This is a genomic window from Anaerostipes sp. 494a, from assembly GCF_001940315.1.
In the GTDB taxonomy this organism is placed as follows: Bacteria; Bacillota; Clostridia; order Lachnospirales; family Lachnospiraceae; genus Anaerostipes; species Anaerostipes faecalis.
This window is the reverse complement of the sequence record NZ_MJIF01000001.1, coordinates 2,330,956-2,349,119: the sequence shown is the minus strand read 5'-3', so window position 1 is coordinate 2,349,119 and position 18,164 is coordinate 2,330,956. Positions and strand designations below refer to the sequence as shown.

Genomic DNA, 18,164 nt, shown 5'->3' with positions numbered 1-18,164 from the left:
TAAAAATCAAGTGTTTTTTTTGTATTTTATCAAATACGGTACATATTTTTTAATTATATTAAGCAATTATCACTCTTTTTCCTGAAAATCACTTTTTGGCTAATCTGGAATTAAATTAATTCCATCATCACTCTTTTCATACCTAATCCTTATCTTCATTCCCGGTTTATACTTAATGGACGCCTCATTTTTGGAAAATTCCTGTTTATACACCTGACCATCACGATCCGTAATATAAACATAAGTATTTCCATCAATTGGAATAAATTTTATATCCGCAACAGTAATTTCTTTTGTCTCCTCTGATTCAGTACCAGCTTCTTTTGAAGAAATCAATCCTTCTTCTTTCAGTAATCTCTTATATTCCTTCAACACACCTTTTTGTGTGGTTGATGTTGCCACAATGTTGTATTTCTCAACGTTAACCATTGCATACATTTTGACAAGGCCACCTTTGTCTTTAAGAATCATAACATAAGTTGGCTTTCCTGAAACATTAATCAGTGACGGAAATGCTGATGAATAACCTAAATGCTGCACCTGACCTTCTGCAGCTTCCATTGCAGACTGTTCATTTGCACCAGATACCGGATAGTATTTTGACTGGGCAGTTCTCATATTCATCATTACAAATGCAATATTTGAACTGTCTCCATTTACGGATGTTACTCCGGTAAACGCCCATACATCTCCATCGATCACACGATATCCATAATCATCTGTTGCAACCTTACAGCCCTTTTTGCCAAAAATACTGTTAATATATCCTCCGGATAATAGTCCTTTCCAGTTATATTTTTTCAGCAAAAGTTCTCCATCATAAACATGATCCACCCACTGAGGAATATCTTTTACATCATAATACCTGCTGTTTCCTGTAACCGGATCACAAATTACGGCACCCTTCACATCTTTTGCTCCAAAAAGTCCTGAATATGCTTTCAAAACCGGACAGATATAATAAGGGTTTCCCTGATTATCAATTTCAAAATAATAGCCTTCAAACATCGCTGTAGGATACTGAAATCTCAAATGTCGTTTCAGATTTTTTGAAAAATATGCAGATGGTGAGTATTTCATTGGATTCTTTAGTTTTACATATTTTGCTTCATTGATAATCGGATCTACCTGTACATAACCTGGAATTCCAGCTTTCCGATTATTCATATATCGAATAAAACTTGCATAATACAATGGTGCCACTTTCATCGGTTTACCATCATAATCAATCTGACTGTAGGAATCACTGACTTCGTACTGACTGACAACGTCCGACAGAGAACCAATAGCTCTGTCACCTATGATTCTTGCTCCAGCGGTATCCATCAATGCAATATCTGTAATACGTTCTGTTTCTTTCATATCCTTTTCAAAGGCTTTGTTTTCAACTTTCAGTCTACCAGCATATTTTTTTGAAGAAATAATCTGGGATGATAATAACATTCCAATTGCAAAAGCACCAATTGTAATAACCAGCATAATACTAGATATTTTAAACAGTACCTTTGCTTTTTCCTCTCCTTGAATACCTCTTACAATTGCAAAAATTACCGTCAATAAGATCAGTATGGTAATAAGTACACTCCAGAATCCTGTTTCCTGATAATTAACTGCAGGCAAAGCAATATAATAATAAATACCAATAAAAATCAAAGCAATTAAAAGAAGAAAACTTATAGTTTTTTTCCCTGGTTTCTTTACTTTGGGACCAGATCTACCAGAACCAAATCCATCGAAATTACCAAAATCAAATTGAAACTGCATAATACTCTCCCTTTATTTTATAAATAATGATTTATGTCTTTTAAATATGGTAACATAAACATTTTTTTGTGTAAAGTAAAGGAGAATATCGGATTTTCAAATCTTTAGATTGTTTTTACTTTCAAAGTTGTATACACTTTTTTACCGTTGACTGTTTTGTATCCTTTTAACCTGAAAGAATATGTTTTTCCAGTCTTAGCCTTGCTCTTTGTATAAGTAATGGTTCCTCCTTTTGTTGTTGTTTTTACTTTTTTATAAGAACCTTTCCCTTCTTTCAGATAAATTACATAACCCTCATATCCTTTAACATTACGATATGTTGCTTTCACTGTTTTGGATCCATTTTTACCTTTTGCCTGATAAGATTTCCAGTATTTACGAACCTTTTTCTTCCCTTTTTTCACATATTTATATGGTCTGACTTTAAATTTATAAGAATATCCTGATTTCAAAGTTACAGTCTTTGATGAAACCTTACCGGCTGTTGTAATTTTCTTATATTTCCCTTTACCTGCTTTAGCATAAATCACATAGCCTTTTGCGCCAGACTTTTTCTTCCAGGAAACTTTAACTTTTCTTGTAGAGGTTTTTTGATATGTAACCGGCTTGGAAGATACAACTGGTGTTGATGGTTGTGATGGTGTTGATGGTTGTGATGGTTCTATCGGTGTTGAAGTCTTTTTCCCAACTGCAAAAAGATATCTTGAATCATTGATATAATACAGATTTCCCTCTGAATCTGCATGTAGGTTATTAGCACAATAATTTACCTGTTCTCCAACTGGTAAAAAGATTTCTTTTAATTTTGCAGAATTTGCATTTTCGGAATCTTCAATAGCATAGATTCCTCCTGGTTGAGCATTAATCGTAAAATATATATTTACTTTATTTCCATCTTTTACGACAACTGGCGTAGATTGAGAATATGCAGGTAGTTCCACTGTATAATTTACTTTATACTGATCTGATTTTACGTCAACAACTGCCATAAATCCCTTTGCATAATATGAATCAGAAGGTTTTTTACCTGCAATATATACTTTTCCTTTATATACTTCCGGTGTACTGGCTACATACCCACCTTCATATAAATTAACCGTTTTTACAGAGCCAAAAGCTCCATCTGGATTTAATTTTATGCCATACAATGTTGCTGTTTCTTTTGCTGTCAGATAAATAGTTTGCTGCTCAGCATCAAGCGCAATTCCGCCACTAAAACTTGAATTCAATTTCATTGAATCTTTTGCTTCACCGTCATTTTTATCTAATGAGATTACGTTTCCCTGATTATCTGCTACAATCAGATAATTTCCTGCAATCACACCCTGATTCCAGTAAAATGTTGAATCTGATTGATAATGCCATAAAAACTTCTTTATTTCATCTTTCTTTTCTGGATCTTCATCTTTTACGCTAACAGCATAGTAAGAACCGGCTCCTGCATAGCTTCCTGTTCCAGCATATAAAGTTCCATTATCATATATCATCTTTGCAGAAATTGCATCATCTGCCTTTTCACTGACCCAGAGAGATTCCAAAGATTCTGCATCAAAAGCCTGAATGATTCCGTTATCATAACCAACAAAAACCTTTCCTTCACCATAGCATACAGAAGCCCCATAATGAATCAAATACTCAGAATCAATATATTTTCCTTCTGCTATGATTTCTCCATTTGATTTATCAATCTTTATAACACGATGCTGACTATCATCGGCTGCATAAATATACTGTCCGGATATTGCAATTTCAGATAGATTATTATAGTTATGAGATGACCAGTCTGACAACTGACCTATTTTCTTAGCCCAGTTTAACTTTGCTTCTTCTGATGTTGTTGGTGTCTGTGCTGTTGTAACTGAAGCTGACACCGGCACATAACTTGTTAACATTACAGCTAATACTGTAATCGCTGCTACGATTTTCTTCATTTGTTTCATACATTTCCTCCTTATTTCTCCGTGTTTTTATTGCTGAATTTCCCTTTCATCGAAAAATCCATATTTATATTTCACCCTGCTTAATTTTTTTATTAATACAGGGGTCAATATCCATAAAAATATTACATTTGATACACAATACTCTACTGTTACAGGTATTGATGTTGCCAGTATTGCTATATATCGTGTCCATTGAAACTCTTCTCCTGCAGCAAGAACAGTCCAGACATCCATAAGCATAGAAAAGAATATTCCTGCCATAATTCCATAAATCATCAGTGTTAATCTGTTTTTTTCTAATATTTGTTTCCGATTTAAAATACCGGCAATCCATCCAATCATTCCCCATGAAAACATCTGAAACACTGTCCATGGACCTTGTCCAAAAAAGAAGTTAGAAACAAACGCACTCATGGAGCCGCATACAAATCCTGACTCTCTGCCAAAAACCATACCACATATGATTACCATGGCACTGACCGGCTTAAACCCTGGTATTATTCCAAAAATAATTCTGGACATAACTGTTAATGAAACCATAACTGCCAAAACTACTGTCTCCCTTGTCTGTGGCTTTCTGGATTCATATTTAAAGTAATATGGAATACAGGATATTCCTGCAAATGTTATCATCACAATATTCACAGGCACCTCACATTCTCCGGCAATACTACCGTTTTATCCATATCTCTTGTTATCTTTGCAGAAGCAGTGGTATAAAAATAATTCTCCTGAAAAAATTTCTCCGGTACATCTACACTTTCAATCTTTCCATTGAACATCATTCCTATTCGATCCGCAAACTCTGCACAAAATTCCAGATCATGGGTTACACATAAAATAGTTACACCCTCTTCCTGTAATTCAAAAAGAAAATGCCCAAATCGCCTCACATGCTGCCGATCCATTCCTTTGGTAGGTTCATCAAGCAAAAGAATTTCCGGATTGCCCAAAAGAACTTTGATCAAAGCCGCCATCTGTCGTTGTCCTCCGCTAAGGTCATAAGGATGACTCTGAAGCTTTTCCTTTAATCCACTATTCTCTAAAAGCTTATCCATCCTTTCTTCCTGCCCTTCACCTATTTCTTTCAAATCATCTATAAGACGTTCTTTCACAAACACTACTGTCGGATCTTGAGGCAGATATACTATTCTCTTTTTACACTTTACTTTTCCATCATAAGACATTTGTCCTGCAATACATTTTAGAAGAGTAGATTTTCCACTTCCGTTGGCTCCTGCTACCGCAAATATCTCCTGATTTTTTATTTTTAAGGATAAATTATTAAGTACTGAATCTTTCCCATATCCTGCATACAGATGGGCTATTTCCATAGCAATTCCATTTCCCTGTTTTTCCTTTACCAGCACATCATAAGAACAATCCTGTATGGCATTTCTCATTTTCATCATAGAAAATGTTGGCTCTATATGAAATTTTCCTGCCAGACGAATCATCTGGGGAAGATACTGTACCATTGCTGATTTTTTGTGAATCAAATCTTCAATAACCGCTTTTGCTGTTCCCTGAGTAAAAACCCTTCCATCTTTCATGAAAATACACTGATCTGCCATTTCCATTACATCTTCCAGATTGTGTGCTGCCATAATAATCGTCATCTGAAATTCTTTTTGAAGTTTTTCAACCATTGCTAGAAAATTTTTCCTGCCAATGGGATCAAGCTGTGCCGTTGGTTCATCCAGTACCAGTACCCTGGGATGCATTGCAGTCAATGCCGCCAAGTTTACCATTTGCTTTTGTCCACCGGATAATTCATCCGTTCTGCTGTTATATATTTCCTGCAAATCAAAATAATTCACAATTTCTGCCACAGTCCGTTTCATCTGCTGGTAATGCATTCCCAGATTTTCAAGTCCAAAGGCAATTTCATGCCATACAGTATCCATTACCATCTGACTGGAAGGATCCTGAAATAAATAACCAATTTCACCCACAGATTCCTCTGGCTTTAATTGTTCTAATGGTTTTCCTTTATAAAAAACCTCACCTTTTCTTTTCCCTTTCGGCATCAGTTCCTTTTTTAAATGACGCAGCAGGGTTGTCTTTCCACATCCGCTTGGTCCTGCAATTAAAACCATGGTTCCTTCCTCAATATTTAATGAAACCTCTCTAATTGAATTTTCCTTTGCAAGTGCATACCGGAAGGAAAGATTTTTAATCTGATACATAATTCCCATCCCTCCACAAAAATGGCAATAAAATCTGTATTGCCATCAAAATTATAAAAATACAATCTACATTTTTTACTGGATTCCAGATAATCATTGGATAAAAGAAAAACCTGGAATAATATTTTACATATCCGTATCCGTTAAATGCTGCCAGGAGAAGGATTTGCACCAGCCGGAACATATCCTTTCGTTCAAATTGGAACAAATGAAAATGCGAGCGTTTTTTCATTCCGTATCCTCTGGCATTCATTGAATCCAGCTGGTCCATAGAATTTTCAAAAGCCCAGGTTGTTTCCATAGAAAAAACTTTCATTACCCTTCGGAACATGGACTCTTTTTTTAAATTTTTCTGTGCCTCCATCATAAGACCTGCCTGTTTTTTATATTTAGGAATCAGTCCCATAGCCATAGACAAGATAACACCTGTTTGGGGGAATACTGATCCGGATATATAAATCCAATGTTCCCTTCGAAAATATCGATTCATAATAGAAAACATCCATAATACATTAACAAGAAGACATCCATAATGAATTCCATAAAGGAACGCTTCCCAGGTAATACGTATATTTCCGATATAGAACAGAATCGTCCGTCCCCTTTGTACAAACAAAGGATTTGTTATTGCTGCCAGACAGAAAACCCCTCCATAAGGTAACAATTTTTTAATGTTTTTTTGATGGTATAAATACATGGTGCACAAACAAACGGTCTGAATACCGGTCATCCATGGATGTCTGCTCCATACGACTGCCACAAAATTCACCAGAAAATAAACCAGAAGTACTGCTGGATGCGTTCGTTCCAGTACTTTTTTCATACTATAAATCCCCTTTTTCACAGGTATACAACCATTGTACTTCATCTCCATCGTCGAGCTTATACTGTGATGCTCCTACATTAGGAAAGTTCCCGTTGACTTTATACATCCATCCGCTATTTCTTCCACAGTCAAATTCATATAATCCATCAATGCCCTGAACATAACCCTTAGATGTGTCAATTTCCACACCGGTTTTTCTAAGAACCGTCATAGCTGTATCCCCCTCTTCAATCTTTATTTTCCCGCTGTAAATTCTTCCACCAGATGGGATTTGATAATTAGACTGAAGCTGTTCTTTATGATTTAGTACAGTTTTACAGCTGATCACTATCTGACAATAGTGTTCATCCTTTGCACTTGTAGTATTGGCGGTGGTACTTTGTTCTTTCTTTTTTTCGGTAGTTTTTGTTTCATTTTTTGTTGTAGATTTCTTTTCAGATTTCTTTGTCTCTGTTACCTCTTGGTTTTTTCCCGTTTTCTTTGACTTTTTCTTTTTTTGTGTTTCTTTTCCTTTTTTCTCTGACTTAGCCTGCTTTTTTTCCGTACTCTTTTCTTTCTTCGTTTCTGTTGATAAGGTCTTTTGTGTTGCAGTTTCCTGCTTTGCCTGATTTTTGCTTTCATCTTCTTTGGTGCAGGCTGTAACAGAAATCATCATCATTACGATCAACAGCCATGTAATAATTTTTTTCATAAAAAATAGATCCTCCATGCTTATCATTTTGCATTTAAGGATCTACTTTAGTACACAGAACAAACCACATCTTCAATCCAAAGAAAAATTATAGTATCCATGTACTGATCCTTCTTTGCACAAAAAAGATATGGCATTATTATTTGCATCAAGAGAACGACTCTATTCATCGTAAAGTATATCCTTAGATAATGGCAAGTATTCCGGCTCTGATTCAACGTCTTGGCACCTTCCCAGTTTCCCAGTGGTATCTTTGCTTTGACTCCTCATCACGGCGGCGGGACCGCTCAGGATTCACACCTGATTCCAATTTCATGCTCCATTACAGAACAACCATTAAATTATGCAATTTGTTTATTTTTTAATATTATCCCTATTTCTCTGTTTTTTGTCAATAGCTAATACTTTTTCTGTTTTCCTGTTGGATCTATCCGATAACCTTTGCGATAAATCAATTGAGACACCGGTACAAATTTATAGCCTTTTTTCTTCAAATCCTGAATCATTGGCTGCAATGCTTCTTTCGTACATTTTGTTCCTGTATGCATCAAAATGATAGCTCCATTTTCCAGTGCCTTATGATTGCATACCTTATTAATAACTTCATCTACTCCCGGTTCCATCCAGTCCAGGCTGTCTACACTCCATTGAATACTGTAATACCCCATTTCTTCCGCATTTTTTATAACTTCAGAATTATAGTCACCATATGGCGGACGAAACAAATCCATTGAAATTCCCAGCAAACCCTTTACTTTATCATGAGCTCCCTGAATTTCTTTTTGCTGTTCCTCTTTGGATAATTTAGTCATATATTTATGATTATCACCATGATTTCCAATATCATGACCTTCTTTAAATACCTTCTTCACATCTTTGGGATATCTGTTTATCCAGTCACCAGAAAAGAAAAATGTGGCCTTTACCTTCTCATTTTTCAGTATCTGAAGAATATCATTCATATCTTCATTTCCCCATGCCACATCAAAAGTAAGACTTAAAACCTTTTCTTTGGTATCTACACAGTAAATAGGAATTTTCCGTTCTTCTCTCTCATCCCAGACATAAATATTTTTCTGAAGAAATTCCTGCATATTTTTAAACACACCGAACACAGAGAGACAAAAAATGATAATAACCGTTATTTTGGATAAAATCTTATGATAAGGCTTCAAAAAATCATTCCCAATCTTTTTTAACAGTCTATGCTTTTATTTACATAATTTTTCCATCTTATTGGCAACAAGCTGAAAATGCCCATTGGAAGTCTGTTAAATAAATACATTCAATATTCCAATCACAAATCCTATGATAGCACCTAGATTTACAATCATTCCAAGTTCATTTTTCATCACTGACATAACCAGTTTTTCCAGTTGAATAGCATCCATATCATTAATCTTGGATTCTACAATTTCCTGTATTTTAAAATGTTTCATAATAATAGTAATATTTCCTTTGACCAGACGATCATACATTTCTTTTATGGATTCCTTCATATGCTCCTTAACACTATCATTAAAAACATTTTCCATTTCCATTGTCTCTATTCTCTGGATTTCAATTGATATGCGCTCTTCAATCAGCTCTTTCCCCTCATTATTAATATATTCTTTTATTTTTTCTCCCAAAGGCTGTGTGATCATCTGAATAGTATCTTCATTTATAAACATTGCCAGCATACCGCCCATCTGACTCAGTACCGCTTGTCCTTTCTGTGCAAGCAAAGTTCCGATATCAATATCAGATATTGCATTTACGACTCTTTCTGTTGCATAATCTTTTAATTTTTCTCTTTTTCCCTGATATTTTTCTTCCTCTATAACTCCCTGAAGAAATTCTTCTATATTTTTCCCATGAATCTCTGCTTCAAGAGAGTTCATGATTCCTTCTGTAATTGTATCTTTCATTTCTTCTGAAATCAGAACCTGTTCCAGATCTTCTGTACGAAGCAAAGAATTTCCCACCGCTTTTCCAACTGCTTTTGCAAGCTCTGGCTTTCTTTTTGGAATAATTCCAGGAGTAAATAGCAGTTGAATTCCTCCAATCATTACAGGTTTTAACGGGCGAAACAGCATTTTCACTGCAATATAGTTGGTACAATATCCTATCAATGCTCCAATAAAAGGACCTGACAACATCTGTATAATTTCCATTTTTCTCATCTTCCTTTCTCTCAGACATTCTCAGCAAGCATTATAACAAATTATATTTTTATTGAATAGAGCCTTATTTCATAATTTTTGAAATAAGGCTCTTTGTTTTAAATATTTACTTTTTTACAACCAACGTATCATATCCTTTTTGCTTTAGCTGATTTTCCAGATTTACAGCTTCATCTAATGTATCAAATTCTCCCAGCTGAACTGCATAATAAGGTGCTTCATATACAATATCTCCATCAAATCCCTGAGCAACTGCCTCGTTTAACGCATACTGCGCATTGGAAAAATTTCTGTATAACCCAATCTGCACCCGGTAAATACCACTTAAAGGCATCTGTCCCGTTCCTATGGTTTCCATAATTCCATCAGCAATTGCCTGAGCAATATCCTGGAATCGTTCATCAAATCGTTCATTATCCTGATCAGAATTTATAAATCCCGTTTCAATTAGCACTGCAGGAATATTAGTCCTTCGAAGTACTGTTAAATTCGGCCTTGTCTGCACTCCGATATTTCGAAACCCAATATTCTCCAGCTGTGCATTTATATTCCTGGCCATCTCTGCTTTTCTTCCACTGTCATCAAACACCAGCGTTTCCACTCCATGATACTGGTTGGCATTGGGACTGGAATTCCGGTGAAATGAAATAAAATAATCTGCTCCACTGGCATTTCCAATTCTTGCCTTTTCCGATGGAGACTGATAAATATCACTTTGTCTGGTATAAGAAACAGGTATTCCATTTCGGGCAAGAATCTCTCCAACTGCAAGAGTCAGACGAAGATTATCATCTTTTTCTCTTCTTCCATTATATTGGGCTCCATTGTCAAAACCACCGTGCCCCGCATCTAAAATTACTCCTGGCATAAAAACCTCACATTGATTCCTTGTGATATTCTATGTACTGAAACAGAAAATGTGCCAGAATAATTCCAGTCAACGCCCCAAAACTATCGATGCCCACATCAAATACCTTTCCTTCTCTTCCTGGAACAAAAATTTGATGAATTTCATCTGTTATGGCATAACTTGTGCAAAGTATCTGAGCCGTAATGACTGATTTTTTAGAATTTGGCAGATCACAGGTGATTGCCTGATAACTAAAAAATCCCAGCACTGCATATTCTGTAAAATGTGCCATTTTTCGCACAAAGGTATGAACACTTTCTGCATGCATCATCAGCAATGCCGGAGTAGAAACATCAAAAATGCCAATTCGTCCAAGAAGTTTCGCTAATTCTTTGGCATAACCAATGCTCATTTTCGAAGATTCATTTCCTGTTTTGGCAGAAAACAGAAAAATTGCAATCATAAGAACGGCTGTTACACTCCAATATAACAGCCGCCTTACTTTCATTGATTTTTTCATAAAACTTATAAACGATTTCCGTACATCTTGTCAAAATAATTTGCATATTCTCCGGATAAAATGTTCTGCCACCATTCTTTGTTATCCAGATACCATTGAATAGTCTGTTTAATTCCAGTATCAAAATTGTACTGTGGTTTCCATCCAAGCTCTGTTTCCAGTTTCGTTGGATCAATAGCATAACGCATATCATGTCCTGGACGATCTGTAACAAACTTAATCAGACTTTCCGGTTTATCCAGCGCTTTAAGGATTGTTTTAACAACTTCCAGATTTGTACGTTCATTATGTCCTCCAACATTATAAACTTCACCAACTTTTCCCTTGTGAATAATCAGATCAATGGCTTCACAGTGATCTGATACATGAAGCCAGTCACGTACATTTTCACCCTTTCCATAAACAGGGAGTTCTTCATCTGCCAGTGCACGGCTGATCATTAAAGGAATCAGTTTTTCTGGAAAGTGATATGGTCCATAGTTGTTGGAACATCTGGAAATCGTCACTGGCAATCCAAAGGTTCTATGATATGCAAGAACAAATAAATCTGCACTTGCTTTGGAACTGCTATATGGACTTGAAGTATGAAGAGGGGTTTCTTCTGTAAAGAATAAATCTGGTCGGTCCAATGGAAGATCTCCGTATACTTCATCGGTAGATACCTGATGATAACGTTTCACACCATATTTTTTTGCTGCATCCAAAAGGACCACGGTTCCTTCAACATTAGTTTTCACAAAAATAGATGGATCTTCTATGGAACGATCCACATGACTTTCTGCTGCGAAGTTTACTACAATATCAAATTTTTCTTTTTCAAACAAATCCATAATAAACGGACGGTCTGCAATATCACCTTTTACAAATTTATAATTGGGTTTATCTTCCACTGGTTTTAATGTTTCCAGATTTCCTGCATAGGTCAGAAGATCCAGATTTACGATTTCATCATCAGGATATTTGTTTACCATATGATGAACAAAATTTCCGCCGATAAATCCGGCTCCACCTGTTACTAATATTTTCATTAATACTTCTCCTTACTTATCCAAAAATTTTCCTGCCATTACATCCAAGAGATATTGTCCATACTGATTTTTCTTTAACGGTTCGATATCTGTCATCAACTGATCTTTTGTAATCCAGTGATTTAAATAGGCGATTTCTTCCAGACAGGCTATTTTTCTATGCTGATGTGTCTCTACCGTTTTTACAAAGTTAGTTGCCTCCACAAGAGATTCATGAGTTCCTGTATCCAGCCATGTGAATCCCTGCCCCAGAAGTTCAACTTCCAGCTCTCCATGTTCCAGATAAATCTTATTTAAATCTGTAATTTCCAATTCTCCACGAGCTGACGGTTTCAATTGTTTTGCATATTCTACAACACGGTTGTCATAAAAATATAATCCTGTCACACAATAATTTGATTTAGGTTTTTCTGGTTTTTCTTCAATAGATACTGCTTTCCCATCGGAATCAAATTCTACAATACCAAATCGTTCCGGATCATCCACATAATAGCCAAAGACTGTTGCCCCCTGCTTTTTATTAGCTGCACGAAGCAAACGTTTCTTTAATCCATGCCCGTGGAAAATATTATCTCCGAGAACCATGGCAACGCTATCATCCCCGATAAATTCCTCTCCGATAATAAAGGCCTGCGCAAGTCCGTCTGGAGAAGGCTGTACTGCATATTGGAGATTTATTCCAAACTGATGTCCATCTCCCAGAAGAGCTTGAAATCTTGGTGTATCGTCTGGTGTGGATATGATCAGAATTTCACGAATTCCTGCATTCATCAACACAGAAAGAGGATAATATATCATAGGTTTATCATAAATTGGAAGCAGCTGTTTAGATGTTACCATTGTCAGTGGATACAATCTTGTACCAGATCCTCCGGCAAGTATAATTCCTTTCATTGGCAGTTCACCATTCCTTTCTTTTTCCATTTAAAACTTAAATGTTTCACTTAAACCTTTCCATTTCTGGTCTTTTTCTGAAATAATCAGATCAACTCCTTCTTCCAGAGGCCAGTCTACACCGATTTCCTCATCACTCCAAAGAAGTCCACCTTCATCTCCCGGATGATAAAAATCAGTACATTTATAACAGAATTCTGCTTCGTCTGAAAGAACCAGGAATCCATGTGCAAACCCTTCTGGAATGTAAAACTGTTTCATATTTTCAGCAGACAATTCTACACCAAACCATTTTCCGTAAGTTTCAGAATCTGATCTTAAATCCACTGCAACATCAAACACTTTTCCCCTGACCACACGAACCAGTTTTCCCTGAGGATACTGTTTCTGAAAATGAAGACCTCTTAAAACACCTCTGGTTGACATGGACTGATTATCCTGTACAAATACCATATCAAGTCCGGCTTCTTTCATATCATTTTGATTGTAAGTTTCTACAAAATATCCTCTTTCATCTTTAAATACTGTTGGTTCAATAACATAAAGTCCTTCGATTTCACAAGGTGTGACTGTGATTTTTCCCATGATTTTCCTCCTAATATTCAATCTCTTTTAAGTATCTCTTTAAAGCATCCTGCCATTCAGGCAACGGCTGAAATCCGTTTTCTGCTAATTTACTCTTATCCATCCGACTGTTTGCCGGACGTTTTGCTTTGGATAGATATTCATCACTTGTTACCGGTGATACAGAAACATCCATTCCTGCCTGTTTAAAAATCTCACAGGCGAACTCATACCAGGTACAAAGCCCTTCATTGGTTGCATGATATCTTCCATATTTTTCTGTCTGAATCATATCAACCAAAAGTCTTGCCAGATCATAAGTATAAGTCGGAGAACCTGTCTGATCATTGACAACCGTCAATTTATCATGTGTTTTCCCCAGGTTCAGCATTGTTTTAATAAAATTCTTTCCATTAATTCCAAATACCCATGCAATACGGACGGTAAAAAATTTCTTTACATATTTTTCAACTGCCAGTTCACCTTCATATTTGGTCTGTCCATAAACATTTAATGGTTCCCTTTCATCGTCTGGCTCCCATGGTCTTTCCCCTTGTCCATTAAATACATAATCAGTACTAATGTACATCATTTTAATGTCCAGTGTTTCACATACTTTTGCAATATTTTCTGTTCCCTGTGCATTAACTTTTCGGCAAATATCCACATTTTCTTCTGCTGCATCCACTGCTGTATAGGCTGCACAATGAATCACGGCATCCGGTGCCGCATCTCTAATTACTTTTTCCACCTGATCTGCATCTGTAATGTCCATTTCATCAATATCCACACCAATGGCATGAATTTCCCGCTTTTTCAACTCATTCATTACATCATGACCAAGCTGACCTTTTACACCTGTTACAAAAACTTTCATATCTTTTCCTTTCTTATTTGCAAATAAAAATTCCTGCAGATTTGGTTATTCTCATAATTTTTTCTGTTGCAATTTTTTTTCGGACAAATTCTTTAAACTCCAGATATCTGTGATTTAAATATTCATGCTGATTTCCATGACAGGATAAAATATAAGAAATCAACGGTTCCGGCTGATCTACCAGAAGTTCATCCTGATAATCAATTTCTTCTACTTCCGTAAAAACCTGTCTTAACTGCTTTTCTCCATTTTCCAGTCCAAACACATCATATAATGTATTGGCAGATAATATAATTCTCTTATCAAATTCTTTTACCAGCTGAGTAATTTCCTGCATATGCTGTGATCCATATGTACTACAGATAAAACAGCCTCCCGGCTTTAAAACCCTATGCACTTCCCGAAATACTTTCTGCCGATCCGGAAGATAGAACAGCACATGATTAGCTATAACTTTATCAAATTTATGATTTTCTTTTGGAATTACATTACAGTCAAATGTCTCATAGGAAAACATTCCAGAATCATCATTTATATTCTTTTTAGCATCTTCAACCATTCCTTTAGACTGATCAGATAAAATAATCTTTACTCCTTCTGGAATCTCTTTCCCGTGTCCTTTCCACAGTTCTCCTGTACCGCAACCAAGCTCTAGAACTTTTTCTCCTTTTTGCAAATGAATCTGCTGAAAAATCCAGTCAAACCATGGAACCGGGTTCTGTGAATATTTCTGATGAAGTCCAATCCGAATATTTAAATTAGAAGAATTCTTATATTGTTCCACCAGACTCTTTTCCATATTAGTTACATGCAGTAAGTTGATGACCTCATTCCAATCAATTTCTTCCGCATTCTCCATACGTTTCGCTGTATCCTTCAGGGACTGTTCTACCATCTTTAAATGTTCCATCTTTTTCTGTACCAGATTCAACTGAAGTCTTATGGATTCTTTTATATAATCTCTGTCATTATCGTTAATTGTCATTGTCATGATTTCTTCCAGAGAAAATCCAAGATACTTTAAAGACAGAATTTTCTGAAGCTTAGCAAAATCAGCATCTGTATATAGACGATATCCGTTATCTGCAACTTTACTGGGTTTTAAAATCCCCTGCCGATCATAATAACGAATCGTGCGAAGAGTTACATTCGCCTTTCTGGCAAACTCCCCGGATGTATAATATCCATCTTTGGTCATGGCCATACCTCCTGATTCTCTCTTTAGTCTATCATAAAGGGTAACGTAAGGGAACTGTCAAGAAAAAAAAGAAAAAGACAGATTATATACCAATCTATCTTTTCTTTTTCTCTTTATTTTCTGAATAAAATTTTTCTTTTTTCAATTTTCACTACATCACCATATTTCGATCAACCTTAATCACTGCAAAATGATTTCCCGGCAGCTCCTGCTGAATTTTTTGTCGGACATCTTTCACAATTTTATTTACCTGATAATTTTCCCCATATGGGATTACCATATCAAAAATTACATTTGTATGAGTCTTTCCTTTCACCATACGAAAATCATGAATGGATAATGTCTCATCGTAATTATGAATCAAGGTTTCCACAAGCTGTTTGCTCTTAGTAGTTTCTTCATCGTCTGTTACAACCGGATCCATATGAATTGTTGCCTCGCATCGATATTCCTGCATCAGACGCATTTCCACATGATCGATCAGATCATGAGCTTCTAAAATATCAACATTATATGGAACTTCTGCATGAAGAGATACAATTCTCCGACCCGGGCCATAATCATGGACTATCATATCATGAATTCCAATAATCATATCATGACGCATAACCATATCTTCAATATTCTCAACCAGCTCTGGATCCGGTGTTTCACCTAAAAGAGGATCTAGCGTGTCTCTGACTGCACCATAGCCACCCCAAAGGACAAAACATGCTACAAAAATTCCTATATATCCATCCAGATTATATCCCATAAAATGGAAGATAAGCATTCCACCAAGAACAGCAGCTGTGGAAATACAGTCATTCAGACTATCCATTGCGGTAGCTTTCATTGTCTCTGACTGAATTTTATCCCCTATTTTATTATTAAATACAGACATCCAGAATTTTACAAGAATTGATAATACTAAAATTATAATTGATACTGCCTGAAAGGTTATTTCTTCTGGATTCACAATCTTAGATACTGCAGTCTTAAATAATTCTACACCCATCATCAAAATTGCCAATGCAACAATAAGTCCTGAAATATACTCCATTCTTCCATGTCCGAATGGATGATCCTCATCTGCAGGCTTCCCCGCCATATGAAAACCAATTAACGTGATAATGGAAGAAGCCGCATCCGCAAGATTATTAAATGCATCTGCCGTAATAGAAATTGCTCCGGTAATAATTCCTGCAAAAAACTTACAGATAAATAACATAATATTACAGCCAATTCCTACGATTCCTCCAAGCACGCCATATGCGTTTCGTACCTTCGCATCCTTTACATTATCCTTATCTTTAATAAAAAAAGAAATTAATAAATTCGTCATCTTATTTTCTGTCCTATTCTTTCATATATATTTGTTATCCCCCGCTTATAGCTTTACGCACATAAAACGGGGGACATCTCTTTAAACATTATGCTTCTACAATTTTCCCTGCAACAGCAGAAGCTGCTGCTGTTTTTGGTGATCCAAGATATATTTCAACCTTAGATGTTCCCATTCTTCCAAGGAAATTTCGATTATTTGTTGCCAGAATTTTTTCTCCGTCAGTAAGAATTCCTCCCGCACGTCCGCAGCAAAGTCCACATCCCGGCTGTGTAATAATGGCTCCAGCCTTGGCTAAAATGGTTAAATAACCTGCCTTTGCAGCTTCTTTGTAAATTTTTCTGCTGGCTGGAGTTACAATGAGTTTTACATAATCTGCAACCTTCTTGCCATCTAAAATCTCTGCAGCTGCTTTCAAATCTTCCAGACGTCCATTGGTACAAGATCCAATAAAGACCTGATCAAGTTCTGTACCTTCAACTTCTTTGACATTACGAATCTTATCCACCTGAGATGGACAGGCAACCACTGGTACCAGATCTTCCGCATTATATGTAATCGTCTGACAATACTGGGCATCTTCATCCCCGTAAATCCAATCCACATCAGATAGTTCAACATTAGAATATTCGGCTGTCTTCTCATCCGGTGCAAACAAAGCACATTTTGCACCAGCTTCAATCGCCATATTAGACATACTCATTCTGGATGCAACACTCATTTCATCAATAGTGCTTCCTGAAAATTCTAATGCTTTATACGTTGCTCCGTCAGCTCTCAAATCACCAATCAGTCTTAAAATAATATCTTTTGCACTGACATTTTCCGGTAATTTTCCATTTACCACAACTTTAATGGTTTCAGGAACTCTTACCCACAATTCCCCTGTACCAAGAATAGATGCCATTTCTGTATATCCGATACCTGAAGAGAAACATCCGACACATCCATAAGTTGTTGTGTGTGAATCTGTTCCAAACACAATATTTCCTGGTTTTGCATAACCGCATTCTGTCATTAGCTGATGGCAGATTCCATCACTTCTGTGAACATGGGTCATTCCGTATTTTTCAGCAAATGCATCTCCAATTTTGAAATGACGAATATCATCCACAGTACTTGCCGGCACCATGTGATCATAAATCAAAACAACTTTGTCAGGATCCCATAACTTTGTAAATCCCATTTCTTCAAATTTATCTGCAACAAAAGGGATAAAAATATCATGTATCATAACACGATCCACATTTACCGTAACAATTTGTCCTGGTTTAACTGACTCAGCTCCAATATTTCTGCTGATAATCTTTTCAATCATTGTACTTCCCATGATA

Annotated in this window: 17 protein-coding genes and 1 riboswitch; all 17 genes read right to left on the bottom strand. The window is 36.1% G+C overall.

All coding sequences use genetic code 11. The features are described 5' to 3' along the window. Window positions 1-99: 99 nt before the first annotated feature. Window positions 100-1,764: a hypothetical protein gene (locus tag BHF70_RS11740; RefSeq protein WP_075760394.1), complete on the bottom strand. Its 1,665-nt coding sequence runs from the start codon at window positions 1,762-1,764 to the stop codon at window positions 100-102. Between the two features lie 104 nt (window positions 1,765-1,868). After that, a complete protein-coding gene (locus BHF70_RS11735) occupies window positions 1,869-3,704 on the bottom strand; it encodes an outer membrane protein assembly factor BamB family protein (RefSeq protein ID WP_075760393.1) in 1,836 nt (611 codons plus the stop codon). A gap of 27 nt (window positions 3,705-3,731) precedes the next feature. Continuing rightward, complete coding sequence (locus tag BHF70_RS11730) at window positions 3,732-4,349, bottom strand: ECF transporter S component (protein ID WP_242946369.1); 618 nt, start codon at window positions 4,347-4,349, stop codon at window positions 3,732-3,734. After that, on the bottom strand, window positions 4,346-5,893 hold the full coding sequence (locus BHF70_RS11725) for an ABC transporter ATP-binding protein (protein WP_075760392.1): 1,548 nt from the start codon (window positions 5,891-5,893) through the stop codon (window positions 4,346-4,348). The genes BHF70_RS11730 and BHF70_RS11725 overlap by 4 nt, the downstream gene beginning before the upstream one ends. After that, complete coding sequence (locus BHF70_RS11720) at window positions 5,880-6,716, bottom strand: energy-coupling factor transporter transmembrane component T (RefSeq protein WP_075760391.1); 837 nt, start codon at window positions 6,714-6,716, stop codon at window positions 5,880-5,882. Before BHF70_RS11720 ends, BHF70_RS11725 begins: the two co-directional genes overlap by 14 nt. A 1-nt stretch (window position 6,717) precedes the next feature. Then, window positions 6,718-7,410 carry a DUF4430 domain-containing protein gene (locus tag BHF70_RS11715; protein ID WP_230973595.1) on the bottom strand — a complete coding sequence of 231 codons (693 nt, stop codon included), beginning with the start codon at window positions 7,408-7,410 and terminating at the stop codon, window positions 6,718-6,720. A 176-nt stretch (window positions 7,411-7,586) separates the two neighbouring features. Then, window positions 7,587-7,763: riboswitch (cobalamin riboswitch) on the bottom strand. A gap of 45 nt (window positions 7,764-7,808) precedes the next feature. Then, on the bottom strand, window positions 7,809-8,585 hold the full coding sequence (locus BHF70_RS11710; protein ID WP_242946367.1) for a polysaccharide deacetylase family protein: 777 nt from the start codon (window positions 8,583-8,585) through the stop codon (window positions 7,809-7,811). Between the two features lie 96 nt (window positions 8,586-8,681). After that, entirely contained in the window at window positions 8,682-9,566 is an 885-nt protein-coding gene (locus tag BHF70_RS11705; RefSeq protein WP_075760389.1) for a DUF445 domain-containing protein, read from the bottom strand. Window positions 9,567-9,681: 115 nt separating this feature from the next. Further along, window positions 9,682-10,443 carry an N-acetylmuramoyl-L-alanine amidase gene (locus BHF70_RS11700; RefSeq protein ID WP_075760388.1) on the bottom strand — a complete coding sequence of 254 codons (762 nt, stop codon included), beginning with the start codon at window positions 10,441-10,443 and terminating at the stop codon, window positions 9,682-9,684. A 7-nt stretch (window positions 10,444-10,450) separates the two neighbouring features. Then, a complete protein-coding gene (locus BHF70_RS11695) occupies window positions 10,451-10,933 on the bottom strand; it encodes a VanZ family protein (RefSeq protein ID WP_242946365.1) in 483 nt (160 codons plus the stop codon). A gap of 17 nt (window positions 10,934-10,950) precedes the next feature. Further along, window positions 10,951-11,973, bottom strand: coding sequence for a dTDP-glucose 4,6-dehydratase (gene rfbB / locus BHF70_RS11690; RefSeq protein ID WP_075760386.1), 1,023 nt, complete (start codon window positions 11,971-11,973; stop codon window positions 10,951-10,953). Between the two features lie 12 nt (window positions 11,974-11,985). Beyond that, window positions 11,986-12,867 carry a glucose-1-phosphate thymidylyltransferase RfbA gene (gene rfbA, locus BHF70_RS11685; RefSeq protein ID WP_075760603.1) on the bottom strand — a complete coding sequence of 294 codons (882 nt, stop codon included), beginning with the start codon at window positions 12,865-12,867 and terminating at the stop codon, window positions 11,986-11,988. 30 nt (window positions 12,868-12,897) lie between these two features. Continuing rightward, window positions 12,898-13,452: a dTDP-4-dehydrorhamnose 3,5-epimerase gene (gene rfbC / locus BHF70_RS11680; protein ID WP_075760385.1), complete on the bottom strand. Its 555-nt coding sequence runs from the start codon at window positions 13,450-13,452 to the stop codon at window positions 12,898-12,900. Window positions 13,453-13,462: 10 nt separating this feature from the next. Beyond that, window positions 13,463-14,308: a dTDP-4-dehydrorhamnose reductase gene (rfbD, locus tag BHF70_RS11675; RefSeq protein WP_075760384.1), complete on the bottom strand. Its 846-nt coding sequence runs from the start codon at window positions 14,306-14,308 to the stop codon at window positions 13,463-13,465. 13 nt (window positions 14,309-14,321) lie between these two features. Further along, the gene (locus tag BHF70_RS11670; protein WP_075760383.1) at window positions 14,322-15,506 is read right to left on the bottom strand and encodes a MerR family transcriptional regulator; all 1,185 of its coding nucleotides are present in this window, start codon (window positions 15,504-15,506) and stop codon (window positions 14,322-14,324) included. A gap of 151 nt (window positions 15,507-15,657) precedes the next feature. Next, complete coding sequence (locus BHF70_RS11665) at window positions 15,658-16,830, bottom strand: cation diffusion facilitator family transporter (protein WP_075760382.1); 1,173 nt, start codon at window positions 16,828-16,830, stop codon at window positions 15,658-15,660. 88 nt (window positions 16,831-16,918) lie between these two features. Then, on the bottom strand, window positions 16,919-18,160 hold the full coding sequence (locus BHF70_RS11660; RefSeq protein ID WP_075760381.1) for a 3-isopropylmalate dehydratase large subunit: 1,242 nt from the start codon (window positions 18,158-18,160) through the stop codon (window positions 16,919-16,921). Window positions 18,161-18,164 lie beyond the last annotated feature (4 nt).